At 34.8% G+C, this 15,800-nt stretch carries 14 protein-coding genes; 4 read left to right on the top strand and 10 right to left on the bottom strand.

All coding sequences use genetic code 11. The annotated features are described in order from the left end of the window. Window positions 1-49: 49 nt before the first annotated feature. The 4 genes from PGH12_RS12720 to PGH12_RS12705 form a co-directional block, all read right to left on the bottom strand. Window positions 50-349, bottom strand: a complete 300-nt coding sequence (locus PGH12_RS12720) for a 2TM domain-containing protein (RefSeq protein ID WP_267596517.1) — start codon at window positions 347-349, stop codon at window positions 50-52. Next, window positions 339-1,658, bottom strand: a complete 1,320-nt coding sequence (locus tag PGH12_RS12715) for a 2TM domain-containing protein (protein ID WP_267596519.1) — start codon at window positions 1,656-1,658, stop codon at window positions 339-341. Before PGH12_RS12715 ends, PGH12_RS12720 begins: the two co-directional genes overlap by 11 nt. Window positions 1,659-1,884: 226 nt before the next feature. Then, entirely contained in the window at window positions 1,885-2,529 is a 645-nt protein-coding gene (locus PGH12_RS12710; RefSeq protein WP_267596521.1) for a hypothetical protein, read from the bottom strand. A 40-nt stretch (window positions 2,530-2,569) separates the two neighbouring features. Continuing rightward, complete coding sequence (locus PGH12_RS12705) at window positions 2,570-4,744, bottom strand: TonB-dependent receptor (protein WP_324290977.1); 2,175 nt, start codon at window positions 4,742-4,744, stop codon at window positions 2,570-2,572. A 179-nt stretch (window positions 4,745-4,923) separates the two neighbouring features. On the opposite strand from PGH12_RS12705, the gene PGH12_RS12700 reads away from it, so the two are divergent. Further along, window positions 4,924-5,427 carry a superoxide dismutase family protein gene (locus PGH12_RS12700; protein ID WP_267596524.1) on the top strand — a complete coding sequence of 168 codons (504 nt, stop codon included), beginning with the start codon at window positions 4,924-4,926 and terminating at the stop codon, window positions 5,425-5,427. Between the two features lie 65 nt (window positions 5,428-5,492). On the opposite strand, the gene PGH12_RS12695 is transcribed toward PGH12_RS12700, so the two are convergent. Then, window positions 5,493-7,622 (bottom strand): carboxy terminal-processing peptidase, encoded by a 2,130-nt coding sequence (locus PGH12_RS12695; RefSeq protein ID WP_267596526.1) that lies wholly within the window; start codon window positions 7,620-7,622, stop codon window positions 5,493-5,495. Between the two features lie 146 nt (window positions 7,623-7,768). Between PGH12_RS12695 and surE the strand changes: the two genes are divergently transcribed. Continuing rightward, on the top strand, window positions 7,769-8,539 hold the full coding sequence (gene surE / locus PGH12_RS12690) for a 5'/3'-nucleotidase SurE (protein WP_267596527.1): 771 nt from the start codon (window positions 7,769-7,771) through the stop codon (window positions 8,537-8,539). 333 nt (window positions 8,540-8,872) lie between these two features. On the opposite strand, the gene PGH12_RS12685 is transcribed toward surE, so the two are convergent. From PGH12_RS12685 to PGH12_RS12670, 4 genes are all read right to left on the bottom strand, one after another. Continuing rightward, window positions 8,873-9,085, bottom strand: a complete 213-nt coding sequence (locus PGH12_RS12685; protein ID WP_267596528.1) for a hypothetical protein — start codon at window positions 9,083-9,085, stop codon at window positions 8,873-8,875. Between the two features lie 224 nt (window positions 9,086-9,309). After that, on the bottom strand, window positions 9,310-10,713 hold the full coding sequence (locus PGH12_RS12680) for a radical SAM protein (RefSeq protein ID WP_267596529.1): 1,404 nt from the start codon (window positions 10,711-10,713) through the stop codon (window positions 9,310-9,312). Between the two features lie 12 nt (window positions 10,714-10,725). After that, window positions 10,726-10,959: a hypothetical protein gene (locus PGH12_RS12675; protein ID WP_267596530.1), complete on the bottom strand. Its 234-nt coding sequence runs from the start codon at window positions 10,957-10,959 to the stop codon at window positions 10,726-10,728. After that, window positions 10,956-11,720, bottom strand: coding sequence for a prolipoprotein diacylglyceryl transferase (locus PGH12_RS12670; protein ID WP_267596532.1), 765 nt, complete (start codon window positions 11,718-11,720; stop codon window positions 10,956-10,958). Before PGH12_RS12670 ends, PGH12_RS12675 begins: the two co-directional genes overlap by 4 nt. A 69-nt stretch (window positions 11,721-11,789) precedes the next feature. Here PGH12_RS12670 and PGH12_RS12665 point away from each other — a divergent pair, with 69 nt between their 5' ends. Together PGH12_RS12665 and PGH12_RS12660 are read left to right on the top strand one after the other, a co-directional pair. Continuing rightward, window positions 11,790-12,830: a GMP reductase gene (locus tag PGH12_RS12665; protein WP_267596533.1), complete on the top strand. Its 1,041-nt coding sequence runs from the start codon at window positions 11,790-11,792 to the stop codon at window positions 12,828-12,830. Window positions 12,831-13,477: 647 nt separating this feature from the next. Next, window positions 13,478-14,995, top strand: a complete 1,518-nt coding sequence (locus PGH12_RS12660; protein WP_267596535.1) for a tetratricopeptide repeat protein — start codon at window positions 13,478-13,480, stop codon at window positions 14,993-14,995. Between the two features lie 55 nt (window positions 14,996-15,050). On the opposite strand, the gene fabG is transcribed toward PGH12_RS12660, so the two are convergent. Beyond that, window positions 15,051-15,794 carry a 3-oxoacyl-[acyl-carrier-protein] reductase gene (fabG, locus tag PGH12_RS12655; protein ID WP_267596536.1) on the bottom strand — a complete coding sequence of 248 codons (744 nt, stop codon included), beginning with the start codon at window positions 15,792-15,794 and terminating at the stop codon, window positions 15,051-15,053. Window positions 15,795-15,800 lie beyond the last annotated feature (6 nt).

The raw sequence follows: 15,800 nt of genomic DNA, 5'->3' as shown, positions 1-15,800 counted from the left end.
GAAACCATACAGCAATAGAGATATAAACAACAGATACAGTGCATTCATTTTACTTATTTTTATTCATAAGTTCTTTAATTTTCTTCTCTTCCCAATCTTTGCCAAGAATAAAAGTTGGCAGAAAAACGCTGAGTCCGTGTGCTGCCAAACCAATTCCCCAAAAGAAAGGAAGGCTGATTAAATCCCAATCCCAAAAATTTTCTCCTTGCTCACGATCTATTGCTTTTGATGCAACGATAAAGACGTTTACACAAAAATATACAATGGCGTGAATGTAAAATCCTTTGATTTTCTTCATCCTTTTTTCCGCTTCTCTGTAACGGATTTCCTGTTCTCTCTTATTTTCCATAGTGATCTTTTTCTAAAATTTCTCTGATTTTCTTTTCTTCCCAACCTTTTCCGATCGTAAAAACACTTACTCCATGCGCTACAACGCCCATTCCCCAACCCAACATCGGCCAGTAAAACCAATAGCTATGCGGATTTGTAATTAAATTTAAAATCACCAAAGACGGAATAACAATACAGTAAGAAATCAAATTTCCATAGAAACCTTTGATCTCTTTTACCCGTTTTTGAGCCCTTTCGTATGCTTTATCTTCTGTGTCAATAGTGTGGCTTACAATATTTGGTTTTTCAGAAAGTATGGGTAATTTCACTTTAAAATAATCTTCAGATTTTTCAATGAAAACATTTTTCTTCGTTAGTAAAGAATACCGTTGAACGATATTTGCCAAGCCAATTCCTGCACTTTCTTTCATCTGTTCACGAATTTGCAGATTGTTTTCAATACATAGCGTATCATTTTCAGAAAAAACTTTAATTAATAAAGGTTTTGAAGATGTTGCAAAATTATGCTTGATGCAGTTTTCCAAAAGTAGCTGAAGGGAAAGCGGAACTACAAATCTTCGCATATCTTCATTTTTCACATTAAATTCAAAATCTACACTGTCTTCGAAACGTGTTTTTAATAATTGGCAATAAGTTTTTGCAAACTCAATCTCATCTTCCACCGTTACCAGTTCTTTATCCTTCTGCTCCAAAACATATCGGTAAATCTTTGACATTGAGGCTGTAAACTTCTGAGCCTGATTCGGGTTTTCATCGATCAATGAGCTTAATACATTTAAAGAATTAAAAAGAAAATGCGGATCAAGTTGATTTTTAAGACTTTCAAACTGAGCGTTGGCAGATTTTGCGATCAGTTTCTGCTCCACGACCTCTTTTCTGGAAGTTTTTTTAAGCTCATCCATGAAACCTTTGGCGTGAAGAAAAGCAGAAATCAGCAATGCGATATTAATCGTAAACCAATTGATAAAATTATATCTGCCAGAAAAATATTCTGGTGTAGAAACGGCCTTTTGAAAAACCACAAAATTCATGTAATTACAGAAATAAACCAGAATAGTATTGGCAATAAGTATCGACACAATACTGATTACAGCTCTCTTTGACGTTGCTTCAGACCATGGAAACCGTTTGTTCAGAAAATTGTTGATCAACCCGTTTCCTACTCCCAGAACGAAAGAATACATGAACGATATAAGCATGTTGAGCATAAAGTTCTCAACCGTTTTTTCATCAGTAAAAGCGAAAAAGAAGAAAAGCGATGTTCCCATCGAGATCCAGAATAATACGATAAGTTCTTTGCGTTTCATCTGTAGATAAATATTTTTGATTCATCCCAATATTCGGGAAAAGTGTTGCAATCGCTGAACTTTATTGAAATTAATACCTTAAAATCTTAGCGATAGGATGATTAAATTTAATGATTCAAAAGTAGACGAAATTATTTTCAGCGGAAAGTATTTGTTTACGAATGGTCATTTTTCATAACTCAACCGTGAAAAAACAAACCTTCCGGAGAAGGTTTGTCAGATTGCTTTATTTTGAAGTCTGATTCAAAAAGTATTCGGCTTCAGATTTTCCCCAATTCGGATCTATCTCTGTTTTTACTTTGTAAGAATTAAATTTTTCCCGAGCTAATTTAAAAAGTTCAATTCCTTTTTTCTGACTTCCGCCATATTGTTCAGGAGTGAAGTATACATCTTCAGCTTTGATTAAGGCAATTCTAGGATTATTCGGATCAAGTTTTTCTGCCGCGGCAAGTTGCTCTGTCGCTTTCATTCCATAAGTCATGTATCTTTCCATAGGATTGACCATCATTTTCAGAGAGTAAATCATTTTCTGCAACAGCTGCACTTCTGCATTATTATCAACCGTTTTGGCTTCATCTACATATTTCTGAGCCTGATCTGCAACCTCATCTAATCCCTGTACTTTGTTTTCTCTCATCAGAATTCTTCCTTTTTGAATATAGGAAAATGCGGCATAATAATTCGGCTGCCATTTTCCTTTTTCTTTGTCGGCAACTCTCTGAAAATCGTTGGCTAAAATCTGAAAATCTTCAGGCGTTTTGCAGATTTCGATTTTGGCAATTTTTTCTTTCATTACTTTTTCGTAAGTGTTCTGAGCGAAAGACAGTAGACTGAACAGAACTAAAGTAAAACTTAAAATTTGTTTTCTCATTGTTTTAATATTAAAGGGTTAAATTATATTTGAATTGAATTTAAAGATTATTATTGATAGCATCCTGCGTTCTATCGACCCCGAAACTGATGAACATTCCGACAAAAACAAAAGTATTGACCGGCGGAACAACAGCAGAACTTCGGGTTCCGTTTTGCGAAAAATTATAGCCATACACATTTTTATTTCCTAAAACATTCGAAATACTTATCACAAATATGGTAAATGCTTTCGCGTCTTTTTTACCAAGATTCGGAAGATAATTGAAGCTTAGGTTTAACGCATTGTAATCTTTTAATTTTCCTTGCGTTCGCGGATAATTTACGTTTTCATCATTTATTTCTTTCGTAATAATATCATAATAAGGTCGTCCTTTAGCGTAAGTGTATGAAAGGTTGATCCCTGTTTTCCATTTCGGGATGAATCTTTTTGCGACTGCAGAAATGGTGTGTTCGGAAGCAAAATTCGGTTTTAAACTGAAAGGATAATTCAGGAAATCTCGTTTGGAATCCAGAAAAGAATAGCTGATCCAATAATCAATATTTTCAAATGTTTTTTTGTCTCTCCAAAACACTTCCAGACCTTTTGCAAAACCATATCCATTATTGTTGAAGGCAGCCTGAACCTGCTGATTCTGATCTGCATTGGGAACAATATTCTGTGTTTTTATCAGTTCGTCATATTTCTTGTAAAATGCTTCAAACCTCAAACTTCTACCTTCTGTTGATCGCTGAACCTGAAAAATAAAGTGCTGCGATTGTTGAAAATCTAGTTTTGCAGAAGAGTTAATGTATTTACTTTCAGGGCTTTGAAAGAACAAACCGTAGGCGAAAGAAGTTGTCCAGTCTTTTGCCAAACGATAAGCCAATGCAAAACGCGGCGCGATGTTGGTTTTATTTAAATAAGATGAATTTTCTGCTCTCACTCCAATTTTTGCTGACAAATGATTGCTGAAACCCAAATCTGTTTCCACAAAAGCAGCAGAAATAAGATCACGATAATTTTTATTGATTTCACCGAAGTTGAGCTTTTCATTGGCGTGATTTACTTCAAAACCACCACGCAAAGCACTTATTTTATTGATCTTTCTATCGACAACTGCTTTAAGATTGATATAATTTCCGGTATTCAGTATTTGTGATTCACCACTTTCTGCATTATTTGTTTCTGTCGAAAATTTTAAATCTGATTGATTGTAAGAGTAAGAAGTTCCCGCATTCAGAAGATATTTCCCGAATTTCTGTTTGAAAGAAAGGTTATGATAGGTAGTTTTTCCTTTCAGTTTTACCAAAGCAAAATTATAATTTGGCTCTAAACTTTCGTTTTTTACGCCCATTGTATTGGTGTCAAACATTCCGTAATATTTGATAAAACCGCCGGAGTTCGTCTTTAATCTAAAATTCATATCTCCGTTGAAACCTTGCGGAGCATTGATAAAATCTGTATTGAAGTTTAAAATTTCTTTCATCAGATTTAGATTAGAATATCCTACAGAAGCTCCGTAAGAAGAATTTTTGTTATTGCTTAATTTCTGAAAACTTCCATTAAAAAAAATAGGAGAAACACCAAAATCGTAAGAACTCTGATCCGGAAGATCTACACTTTCGAGCATCAAAGCTCCAGACAAAGCCTGTCCGTACAAGGCAGAATAGCCGCCACTTGAGAAAATGTTTCCTTTAAAAAGTGATGTATTGAAACGATCTCGTCCCGCAATTCCCGGAACAGAGCTGGAGAAATAATTGTTGATCAAGCTACCATCCATAAAAATTTTAGATTCTGTTCCGGTTCCACCACGTACAAATAATCCTTCGGTTTCGCCCACCTTCTGAACGCCGGGAAGAAAATTTAAAGCCGAAGAAATCTGTCCATTTGCTCCTGCAGTAGTGTAAATGTCGATCGGCGTCAGCAAAGCCGTTGCTCTTTTTTTGTCACTAGCTTCGATTGATCCTGCGGAAACTACGACTGCGTCGATTTCGTTGATCTGTTCCTTTACTTCTGCGTTGATCGTTTGATCCTTGTCATCAATATTAATTTCCTTTTCAATTTCATAATATTTTACATGACTAAATGTTAACTTTTGTGCACCTTTTTCAGAAGTTTCGAAAGAGAAACTTCCATTTGCACCGGTTGTTGCGCCGTCGTAAGTGTCTTTTAATGTTACATTTACCTCAGCAATTCCTTTATTTTTAAAAGTTACTTTTCCTGAGATTTTCACTTGGGCAAAATTCAAAACAGACAAAAAAAGGAATAGAGCAAATATTATTTTTTGAAAAATCGAGTTCATTTCTATAAGTTTCAAGCAAAATTAGACAGGATGCATCATATCTCTTAATTTATTGTACCGAATGGTCATATTTTTGCTCTGAATGGAGGATAATCACTAAATTTAATTCTATGAAATTCCAAACACTAACATTATTGGCTGGTTGCGCCCTATTTGCTGCGTCTTGCAGTACAAGTAAAACGTACAACATTTTAGCAAAAAGCGGAACGCAGACCGGCGGAACTGCAAAGTTTACGCAAAAAGGAAATGATGTTGTAATGGATCTTGAGGTTACGAATCTTACACCGGGAACTCATGCCGTTCACATTCATGAAAAAGGCGATTGCTCTGCTCCTGACGCAACTTCCGCGGGAGGACACTGGAATCCGGGAAAGCATGATCATGGAAAATGGGGAACCGGAAGTTTTCATATGGGAGATATCGGTAATCTTGAAGCCGATCAAAACGGAAAAGCCAAACTGACTTTTAAAACTGACAAATGGTGCCTGGAATGCGTAGAAGAGTCGAAAAATATTATAGGCAAAGGAATCGTGATCCACGCAGGAAAAGATGACTTTATGACCCAGCCAACGGGGAATGCCGGAGGAAGAGTCGGGTGTATAGAAATTAAATAATTTATTTTCACTTAATCAAAAAATCGACGCTAATTTCGATTAGCGCCGCTTTTTGATAGTGAATTTTATCCTTTAGATTTCATTTCAGCAATGATATTCATCGCTTCCTGAAGGTAAGTATCTTTCTTTAAATTTTTGATCCACATTTCAGATTTTTTCTTGAATGCTTCATCTTTTTTCTCTCTTTCGATTTCTGCCGGATACATTGAGAATTTCAATCCGTTTTCAAATTTTGTTAAAGCTTTGAATTTCTCAATTTGAGCTTTTCTCTGCTTCATCAAATCATTGAATTTATTGATATTCAAAGTGATGGTTTCTTCTTTATCCAATTGCTCTCTCCATTTTGCTGATTCCAGTAATAGTTGATAATTTTTATTATTTGCCATTCTGTCGTTGCTTGATTTCTCTAAAGTTTTAACATCAAAATAACTCAATTTCTGATAATTAGAACTAGGAATTTTGTCCCAAGCTAAAGCAAAATCATCATATCTTTCACCAACTTCTGCATAAGTAAAGAAATCTTCCATTCTGATATCTGAAACAATCCCTTTTCTTTGGTTTGACTCACCACTTATTCTGTAGAACTTCTGAATCGTCAGTTTTAAAGATCCGAAATCATCTTCAGTATTTAAAAATCTGTTTAAGTCCACAAAAGTCTGTACCGTTCCTTTTCCGAAAGATTGCGGCGAACCAACAATGATTCCTCTTCCGTAATCCTGCATTGCACCGGCTAAGATCTCTGAAGCTGAAGCCGAAAGTTCGTTTTGCATAATTACTAAAGGACCCGTCCAAACCGGAGTTTCCTGCTTGTTTTTTAAAGTCTGTATTTTTCCGTTACCATCTTTTACCTGAACGTAAGGTCCTGCATTCATAAACAATCCCATGATATCACCAACTTCTGTCAATGAACCACCACCATTATTCCTAAGGTCTAAAACAATTCCTTCAATTCCCTGAGCTTTCAGTTTTACGATTTCGTTTTTGATGTCATCAGAAGCATTTCTTCCTTTTTCATCCTCAAAATCTGCATTGAAACTTGGTAAATTAATGAATCCGTATTTTTTTCCGTTTGGAGAATTTACAATAATACTTCTTGCGAAAGTATCTTCAATTGCCACTTCTTCACGAAGCATTGTCACCTCAACAATCGTTTTATCTTTTTTCTGAACCGTCAAAGTAACCGGAGTTCCTTTTTCACCTCTGATCAGTCTTACCGCTTCGTCAGAAAGCATTCCAACTACATTTACGGCATCTTCATTAGGTTTAGATCTTACTTTAAGAATTTTATCACCTTCAGAAAGTTTCTTCGATTTCCATGCCGGTGCACCAATTGTCAACGCTCCTAAGAATAGATTTCCTTTTTTCTCCTGAATAATTGCACCGATTCCGATTACTTTTCCTTTAAACTGAGTATCAAAATCTTCTTTATCTTTTGGTGAATAATAATTCGTGTGCGGATCAAAAACTTCTGTGTAAGCATTCATATAGACTGTAAACCAATCCATTTTCTTTCTCTTTTTAAATCTGGTAAAAGTTTCTTTCACCAAATCTTTCACCTCATCCGTTGCCTTCGTCATTTTTTGCTGAGGAGAAAGCATTTCAAGTTTGATCGTATCTTTCAGTTTAAATTTCTGAACAGAATCTTTCTTTTCTTTCTGAGCTTCTTCTTTGCTGTTCATCGATTCAATTTCCTGAAGAATATTGTATTTGATGAATTTTTTCCACTCGTTATACTGTTCCTGCTTGTCTTTAGGAACATTTTTAAGTTTGGCTTCTAAAGTTAAAGTCTCGTCTTCTTCCAAATTGATTGGTTTGCTGAAAATATCCTGTGTGATTTTATCAATCTCATCAACTCTTTGGTACAATCTGTCAACCGTAAGTTTATAGAAAGAAAGATCGCCCAAGTTCAAATAATCATCAAGCTTCGTTTCGTGCTTACCAAATTCTGTCATGTCCGACTGCAGGAAATATCTTTTTCCGGGATCGATCATCTCAAAATAATGTTTGTAAACATCTTTTGAATACGCATCATTGATAGGTTTTGGGCTGTAATGTAAGTATGAAAGAGTGTTTTTAACGCTCACCATTATCGTCTGCATTTTCTCATCGTCATTCTTTGGCGAGTTGAAACAAAACATAAGACTTGTTAATGGAATAAGAAGTAGAAATTTATTTAGTTTAAAATTTTTCCACATAAATCTGTATTGTATATAATATTAAGTTTAAAAAAATCATTTAATAAGTAGCATTTCTTAAATGACTGTTACAAACTATCAAATTTAATACCTTATTTATAATTATCAATTAGTTTTAAGTATTTTTGTTAAAATTTAAATTTTTTATGGAAAAGCCTCTTATTCTGGTAACCAATGATGATGGAATTACTGCTCCCGGTATCAGAAATCTTGTAGAATTTATGAACGAAATCGGTGATGTAATTGTGGTAGCTCCCAACTCGCCCCAAAGCGGAAAAGGTCACGCCATCACCATCAACTCTACTTTAAGCTTTGAAGAAGTACACTTGGATGGTCCTCAAAAAGATTTTTCATGCAGCGGAACTCCTGTTGACTGTGTAAAAATGGCTTTAGATAAAATTCTTCCGAGAAGACCAGATATTGTGGTTTCAGGGATTAATCATGGTGCGAATTCTTCAATTAATGTAATTTATTCAGGAACAATGTCAGCTGCTGTGGAAGGCGGTGTAGAAGGTCTTCCTTCCATTGGTTTTTCACTTTTAGATTTCAGTTGGGAAGCAGATTTTACACAGGCAAAAGAATATATTCAGAATATTGTAAGAAAAACTCTGGAAAACCCTATGCCTAAAGGTGTTGTTCTCAATGTAAATATTCCGAAACTTTCAAAAGAAGAAATTAAAGGAGTTAAGATTTGCAAGCAGGCCAATGCAAAATGGGAAGAAAGTTTTGACGAAAGAATTAATCCGCATGGTAAAAAATATTACTGGTTAACCGGTTATTTCAACAATATGGATGAGTCTGAAGATGCTGACGAAACGGCTTTGGCAAACGGATATATTTCTATTGTTCCCGTTAAATTTGATATGACGGCATATGAGTATATGAATACGCTGAATGAAGTGATGAAGTTTGATTAAAACTAGAAGAAAAGCGTAGAAAATTATTCTCACGCTTTTTTTATTGCTTCTGTTCTTTTGTCTTGAAACAAAAGAACCAAAAGTTCAAGACTTGGAACTTGAAGGCTAAAAATTTAAAAATAATCCTAAAATTCCCAAACTTGCGCGAATTGATGTTTAGTTTTTCAATTCAGAATTTGTTTCGCGCTTCGAACAGTGAGAATTTTTAACGGATTATTTTTAAATTTTCTTAACGCTTCAAATTCCTATGTCGTAATTGAATAAAAAAATCATGAATTCTTTTTTGAAAAATCTGTGTAAATCTGCGAGATTTGTGGGAATTTTGCATTTACTTTATTCGAATTTCCTGTTTCTCAACTCATCTGCATAAACTTCTAGAACACCTTTTCTTTTAATAAAGTCATAGTAATAAAACTTATTATCAATTTTAAAGCAATAATTTTCAGATCCTATAGAAACTTTGACTAAAGAATCTTTATTTATTTTAAAATTAAAAAACTGAATATTGCGATCATCATATAATTCATTGTCTATAAACTTGTTCACAATTTGATCTTCATATTTTATTTGAATTGTATCTTTAATTCCTGAACGAAAAACAAAGGAAAAATTCTGCTGTTTAATGTTATTTTTCTTCCCGTTATAAAAAATTTTAATCGAATCTCTTCCACAAGAATTTTCAATATTTTTAAATGCAATACGACTTGTACACGAAATCACACACAAAAAAATCAAAGCTATAAAAAGGCTATTCTTCAATTTAATTAACATTAAAACAAAACCTTATCTTCTTTCCTCAATTCCTCAAGATATTTTATTTTATCATCTCTGTAAAATAAATTCATCGTCTCGAAAGGGATCATTTTCAGATCTTTATTCACAATATGAACACATGATTTTTTCACAGCACGAACATCAAAATCGTGTGCATCCATAAAATTCATGATGATAATTCTGAACAAGTTATCATAATCTAAATTGGGTGCGGAAACTTCTGGCAGACAACACAATAACTGATTTACTTTAGGCTGAACCTGATCTACAGAAATTCCGGTGCTGAAAATATCTAAAAGCTGCATCTGCAAACCTTCATCCTGTTCGTAAACAATCGTGTTTTTCGTCTCATTATTCAGCAAATCAGCAGGGTTAATATATCGTGTTAAAGGAATTGTTTCACCTTCCAGCTTCAAAATGTAACCCATCGCCAAAGAATCAGGATTACACGGAACCGGAATAATATCGTCTCCATTCAAAAGTGGAAACTGGTTTAAAATTTCCTGTCGAACTTCTGTTAACGTAATTTTTTCATGTGCAGAATCTTCTCTGTTTCTTCCTGCAACTTCTACAGGCTGAAAAGTAATTCCGCGGACGCATTTCTGTTTTAAAGCAAAATCAATCAGCTTACCTATCTCATCAATGTTTTTCCCTTTCTGAAGAACGATGACCAATGTTGTGGAAAGATTTAATTCATTTAATTTTTCCAAAGCTTTCATGCGGACATTGGTAAGATCTTTTCCTCTGAAATCTTCCAAAACTTCAGGTTTAAAAGAATCAAACTGAAGATAAATTTCAAATTCCGGAGCATATGTAGCCAATCTTTCTGCAAAACCTGGATCATTCGCAATACGGATTCCGTTGGTATTGAGCATCAAATGTTTTATAGGTTTTGTCTTGGCAATATCCATAATTTTGAAAAATTCAGGATGAATGGTCGGTTCGCCACCACTGATTTGAACAACATCCGGTTGACCTTCATTTTTAACAATCGTATCAAACATGGCTTCAATCTGCTCCAACGTTCTGTGACTTCCGTAATGTGGCGAAGACATCGCATAGCAAGTTGGGCAAGTCAGATTACACCGGTCTGTAACCTCAACAATCGACAGACAACTGTGCTGCTCATGATCTACGCATAGACCGCAATCGTAAGGACAGCCATATTCGACATCAGTTCCAAAATGAACGGGCATTTCTGAAGCTTTATTGTAATTTCTGATGTTTTTATAATACTGAACGTCGGAAGCAATCATCGTTTTAAAAAAACCATGATCCGGACATCTTTTGGTCATAAAAACCGCTTCGTCTTCAATGATAATCTTCGCTCCTACTCTTTTCAGACATTCCGGACAAAGGCTGATGGTATAATCGTAATAGGTATAATTTCTTACTGGCATATTTTCAATTTTTTACATTCCCCCGCAAACGGCTCCGCTTATCAATCCGCAGATTAACATTGATATGAGCATCGTCGTCCAGAATTGACCTCTGGAAAACTTTCGTCCATCTTTGCTCTCATAAATCAGCTTTACAAAAACGGTTATCACTAATGATACAACGGCAGCTACACCAATAATCATCAGAATAATCATAGCTACGAGACCTTCTAATCCGCCAACTTCCAAAAGTGTAAGCATTTTCATAATGTAATTGTGTTTTTAGGTTGAATTAAATTTCTTTCGGTTTTTAATACATAAATATAATAAATAATCATTGAAAGACAGACTATTTGAATTGTTCCGAGATTTCCGATGATGTCAATTTTAGGTTTAATAAAATCAAGTAAAAATCTTAATGAAAAGTAGCTCAGCATGAACAGTTTAAATAAAAATCCAGATACGTATTTGTTTTTCCGGCCGATCATTTTTAATTCAAACCACATGAAGATTAAAAAAGCGATTTCGTACAGTGCAACAGGATGTCTTAAATATTCATCACCGAGATGCATTCCGAAGACCGAATTTGTTGGCAACCCATACGTTTCCTCATGAACTCCTGTGAGAAAACAACCGACTCTGCCAATGATGATGGCTAGAATTAAAGGAAATACAATTAAATCGCCTGTACTTTCTTTATGACCGACAATCTTTTTTGCAATTTCAACCCCAATTAATCCAAAAGCTAAACCACCAACAATCGTATTATTAGTCCAGAATCTTTTAAAACTAAAATCTCCAAATAATACTGCGGGATTTTCTAGATTTCCGATCAGCTTTGAACCCAATAATGCGCCAGCTGTAGCACCAATAAGAACTGCAGCAGAAATTCTGAATGATAATTTCTCAGGTGATTTTCTTTTCAAATAAAAATAATATCGCATCCCTAGAAATATTCCTAAGGTTTCAAAAACAGGATGTGCGAGAACAGTTTTGCCGAAAATCTGAAATGTAACAGGAAAATCCATGATTTCAAAAGTAGTATATTTAAGATTAATTATTAATTTTAATTTGTAAATACTTAAATCATTCACAAAATGCGTATAGAAAATGATATAAAACTGGGTTTTAAAGACGTCATGTTCAGACCGAAACGTTCAACTTTGAAATCAAGATCCGAAGTAGATCTCAACAGAGAATTTACATTCCTTCACACCAAAAAAAAGTGGAAAGGCACGCCAATTATTGCTGCCAACATGGATACCGTTGGAACTTTTAAAATGGCCGTAGAATTGGCAAAAGATAAAATCATCACGGCAATTCATAAACATTACACCGTTGAAGAATGGAAAGAATTCCTTGACAGTCAGGAAGAAAGCATTCATCAGTACATCGCTCTAAGTACGGGAACGGGAAAGGCAGATGAGGAAAAAATAAAAACGATTTTGAGCAATCATCCTCAGATTCAGTTTTTATGTATTGACGTGGCAAATGGTTATTCCGAACATTTTGTACAATTTGTGAAGAAAGCCAGAGAAGATTTTCCTGATAAAATCATTATTGCAGGCAACGTGGTAACTGGTGAAATGGTGGAAGAACTTCTACTTGTGGGCGCAGATATTATAAAAGTGGGGATCGGGCCGGGATCGGTCTGCACAACGAGAGTAAAAACCGGCGTTGGTTATCCGCAACTTTCTGCCATCATCGAATGTTCTGATGCAGCTCACGGATTGAAGGGTCACATCATCGCGGATGGCGGTTGCAAAGTTCCGGGAGATGTTGCTAAAGCTTTTGGCGGCGGGGCAGATTTTGTGATGCTCGGCGGAATGTTTGCGGGGCATGACGAAAGTGGCGGCGAAATGATTGAAGAAAACGGAAAGAAATTTAAACTATTCTACGGTATGAGTTCTAAAACTGCAATGGACAAACATTCCGGAGGTGTTGCCGAATATCGTGCATCAGAAGGTAAAACAGTAAAAATAAAATATAAAGGTTCGGTAGCAGAAACAGTAAAGGATATTTTGGGCGGCGTGAGGTCGACCTGCACCTATGTAGGCGCACCCACTTTGAAAGAATTATCAAAAAGAACGACTTTTATAAGAGTTCAGGAACAGGAAAATCAGGTTTTTAATGACTGATTTTCAATGCTTCAAAAATAAACAATAAAATTTTCAAATTGTTGAAAGTCCCTGTAATAAAGGTCTTTTACAAGTAGAGGGTTTATTGAGGGGTAAAGAATTTGCTGATTTTTTTTATTTTCTTTCTATTTGCAACTTCAAATGAAACACAAAAAACACAAATGACGGAAGAAGTCTCCTCCGAATATTTTAATCCTTCCGGAAAAAAGTATTCGGAGTTTTTTTTAACTATCTGTTTTTCTACAGCAGATCACTCAAATTAACGGTTTTTTAGCTATCGAGATTTTCTATTCTGTACTCTCAAACCACTTTTTCATGTATCTTTTTATTTTCGGAATATTTAAAAAATCATAACCATATTTTAATTTTATTTAATTAAATGTGATGATTGCAACGATTAACAACTGATTACTTCCGATAAAATTCCTGCCGATGAATTTGCTAAACTTAGGATTTTCTAAGTTTGAAAAAATATTATCGATAATATAAAATTTAGAACTAAATTTATCTCTTCTAAGAGATTTTTAAAAAACCACACAGATGACTTTAAAAATAGATGCTGCCGCCGAAAAATGTCAAATAAATCTAATTTGATGACTCATGAAAATGAATATTTTTTAATCAATTGTTGTGTGCAAATAAGTAGCATGAAGAGATCTGTCTATAATCAATTTCAAAAGGTTTTTTTACTGATTATTTTATTTTCAGGCTCATTCACTTTTGCACAAAATAATTCTTTGGAGCAGAAAAAGATCGATCAGTTAATCTCACAGACCAACCGACTTAATCTTGATGGAAAAACTGATGAAGTCTTAACCTCATCAAGACAAATTATTACCCTTTCTGAGTCATTAAAATACGAAAAAGGCCTTTCCTACGGATATTATTATTTGGCATCTTATTTTTACGACAATGCAAAGTTTCGGGAGAGCGTACAAAATGCGAAAAAATCTAAGCAATACAAAAAATATCTTACTGGCGACAAAACCCATTCTGCGAGAATCTCAGCACTATTGGGAGGAAACTATCTTTTACTTGAATTATACACGTTGTCCTCTAAAAACTATCGTGAAAGCATTGATATTCTGAATAGTAAGTCAAAAAAAAACACGACAGATTCTCTGACGGAAAGCGCTGCCTTTTCTAATTTAAGTTATCTTTTTCAGAATATCAATATGCCGGATTCGATGTATTATTATCTTAAAAAAGAAAAATCTATTCTCAAAAAGATAAAATTTAAAGATGCATACATCGAAAACGGGTGCTCTTGCCTAGGTTTTGGGAATTACCACCTCAATCAAAGCAAGACCGATTCTGCACTGTATTACTATAATAAATCTTTAGAATTTTTCAGTGGAAAAAAACATCCGTGCAAAATTGAATCTCTTATAGGTTTGGGAAATCTTTATACCTATCAAAAAGATTATGAAAAAGCTCATCAATATTACAACACTGCACTGAAAAGCTTTGAACAAAATAATTTTCCTGATATACAGAGTGAGTTGTTTAAGAAGATATCAGAACTCTATATTTCGCAAGGTAACGCGGCAGAAGCAAAAAAATACAACGATCTATACCTCAAAGTGCAAAATGAGCTCGATGGCCGTAAGAAAAAAGAGCGCGACTATGTTCTGAATGAGGTGATGAAAGAAGAAAGAGATCAGCACGATGCAGAGGTGAGAGAAACCCAGATCTTCACAATTCTGATTGTAGCTTTTTTTATTCTGGTCACTTTTTTCATTATTTATTTATTAAAAAAATCTAAATCTAAAAACCAGAAAGCACTGAAAATCACAAAACAGTTGCGTTCTGAAAAAGCAGTACAGGAAAAAGAAAAAGGACTTCTAAAACTTCAGGTAAATGAAGCTTTTGATGACGTGCGAAAACTTGCCAAAGAAAATAGCCCTGTGTTTTTTACAAGATTTCAGGAAGTTTATCCGCATTTTACAGCAAAAATGTTAGCGATCAATCCGAAATTTAAAGTGTCTGAACTCACTTTTGCTTCGTATATATATTTAGGATTTAGTACAAAAGAAATTGCAGATTACACTTATAAAGCGGTAAAAACGATAGAAAACAACCGATATAATTTCCGCAAAAAACTTGAGATATCACCTGAAAAAGATCTTCAGATCTGGCTTAGAAATTATATTGATTCTGAATAACAAAAAATCCCTTTCATTAACTCATGAAAGGGATTGTATTTGGTGATTTTTAATCTTAAGTAAGCATTCCTCCGTCTACATTCAGAACCTGCCCGGAAATGTAAGAAGACATTTCGCTTGCGAAGAAAACACACGCGTTGGCAACATCTTCCGGCTGTCCGCCTCTTTTCAACGGAATTCCGTCTCTCCAGTTTTGCACTGTTTTTTCATCCAGAGCGGCTGTCATTTCAGTTTCTATAAATCCTGGCGCAATTGCGTTGCAACGAATATTTCTTGAACCTAATTCTAACGCCACAGATTTGGTAAAACCAATAACTCCGGCTTTTGAAGCGGCATAATTTGCCTGTCCTGCATTACCTTTCACACCCACCACGGAAGTCATGTTGATAATAGAGCCGGATTTTGCTTTCATCATCGGCTTGATAACGGCTTTAGTAAGATTGAATACAGAATCTAAATTAACCTTAATGATCGTATCCCAATCGTCTTTAGACATTCTCATCAGCAGGTTATCTTTTGTAATACCTGCATTATTGATCAAAATATCAATTTTGCCAAACTCGGCCATCACTTCTTCTACCAATTTTTGCGCTGCATCGTAATCTGACGCGTCAGACTGATACCCTTTGATCTGCGTTACAGAACTCAAAGCAGTTTCTAATTCTTTTGCTTTTTCTACAGAACCGGCATATGTGAAAGCCACTTTAGCTCCGTGTTGAGCAAAAATTTCGGCAATTCCTTTTCCGATCCCTCTTGTAGCTCCGGTAATTAGCGCTACTTTTCCTTCTAATAGTTTCATATATAT

It is taken from the genome of Chryseobacterium sp. CY350, assembly GCF_027945075.1.
In the GTDB taxonomy this organism is placed as follows: Bacteria; Bacteroidota; Bacteroidia; order Flavobacteriales; family Weeksellaceae; genus Chryseobacterium.
This window is presented reverse-complemented; position numbering and strand designations above follow the sequence as displayed.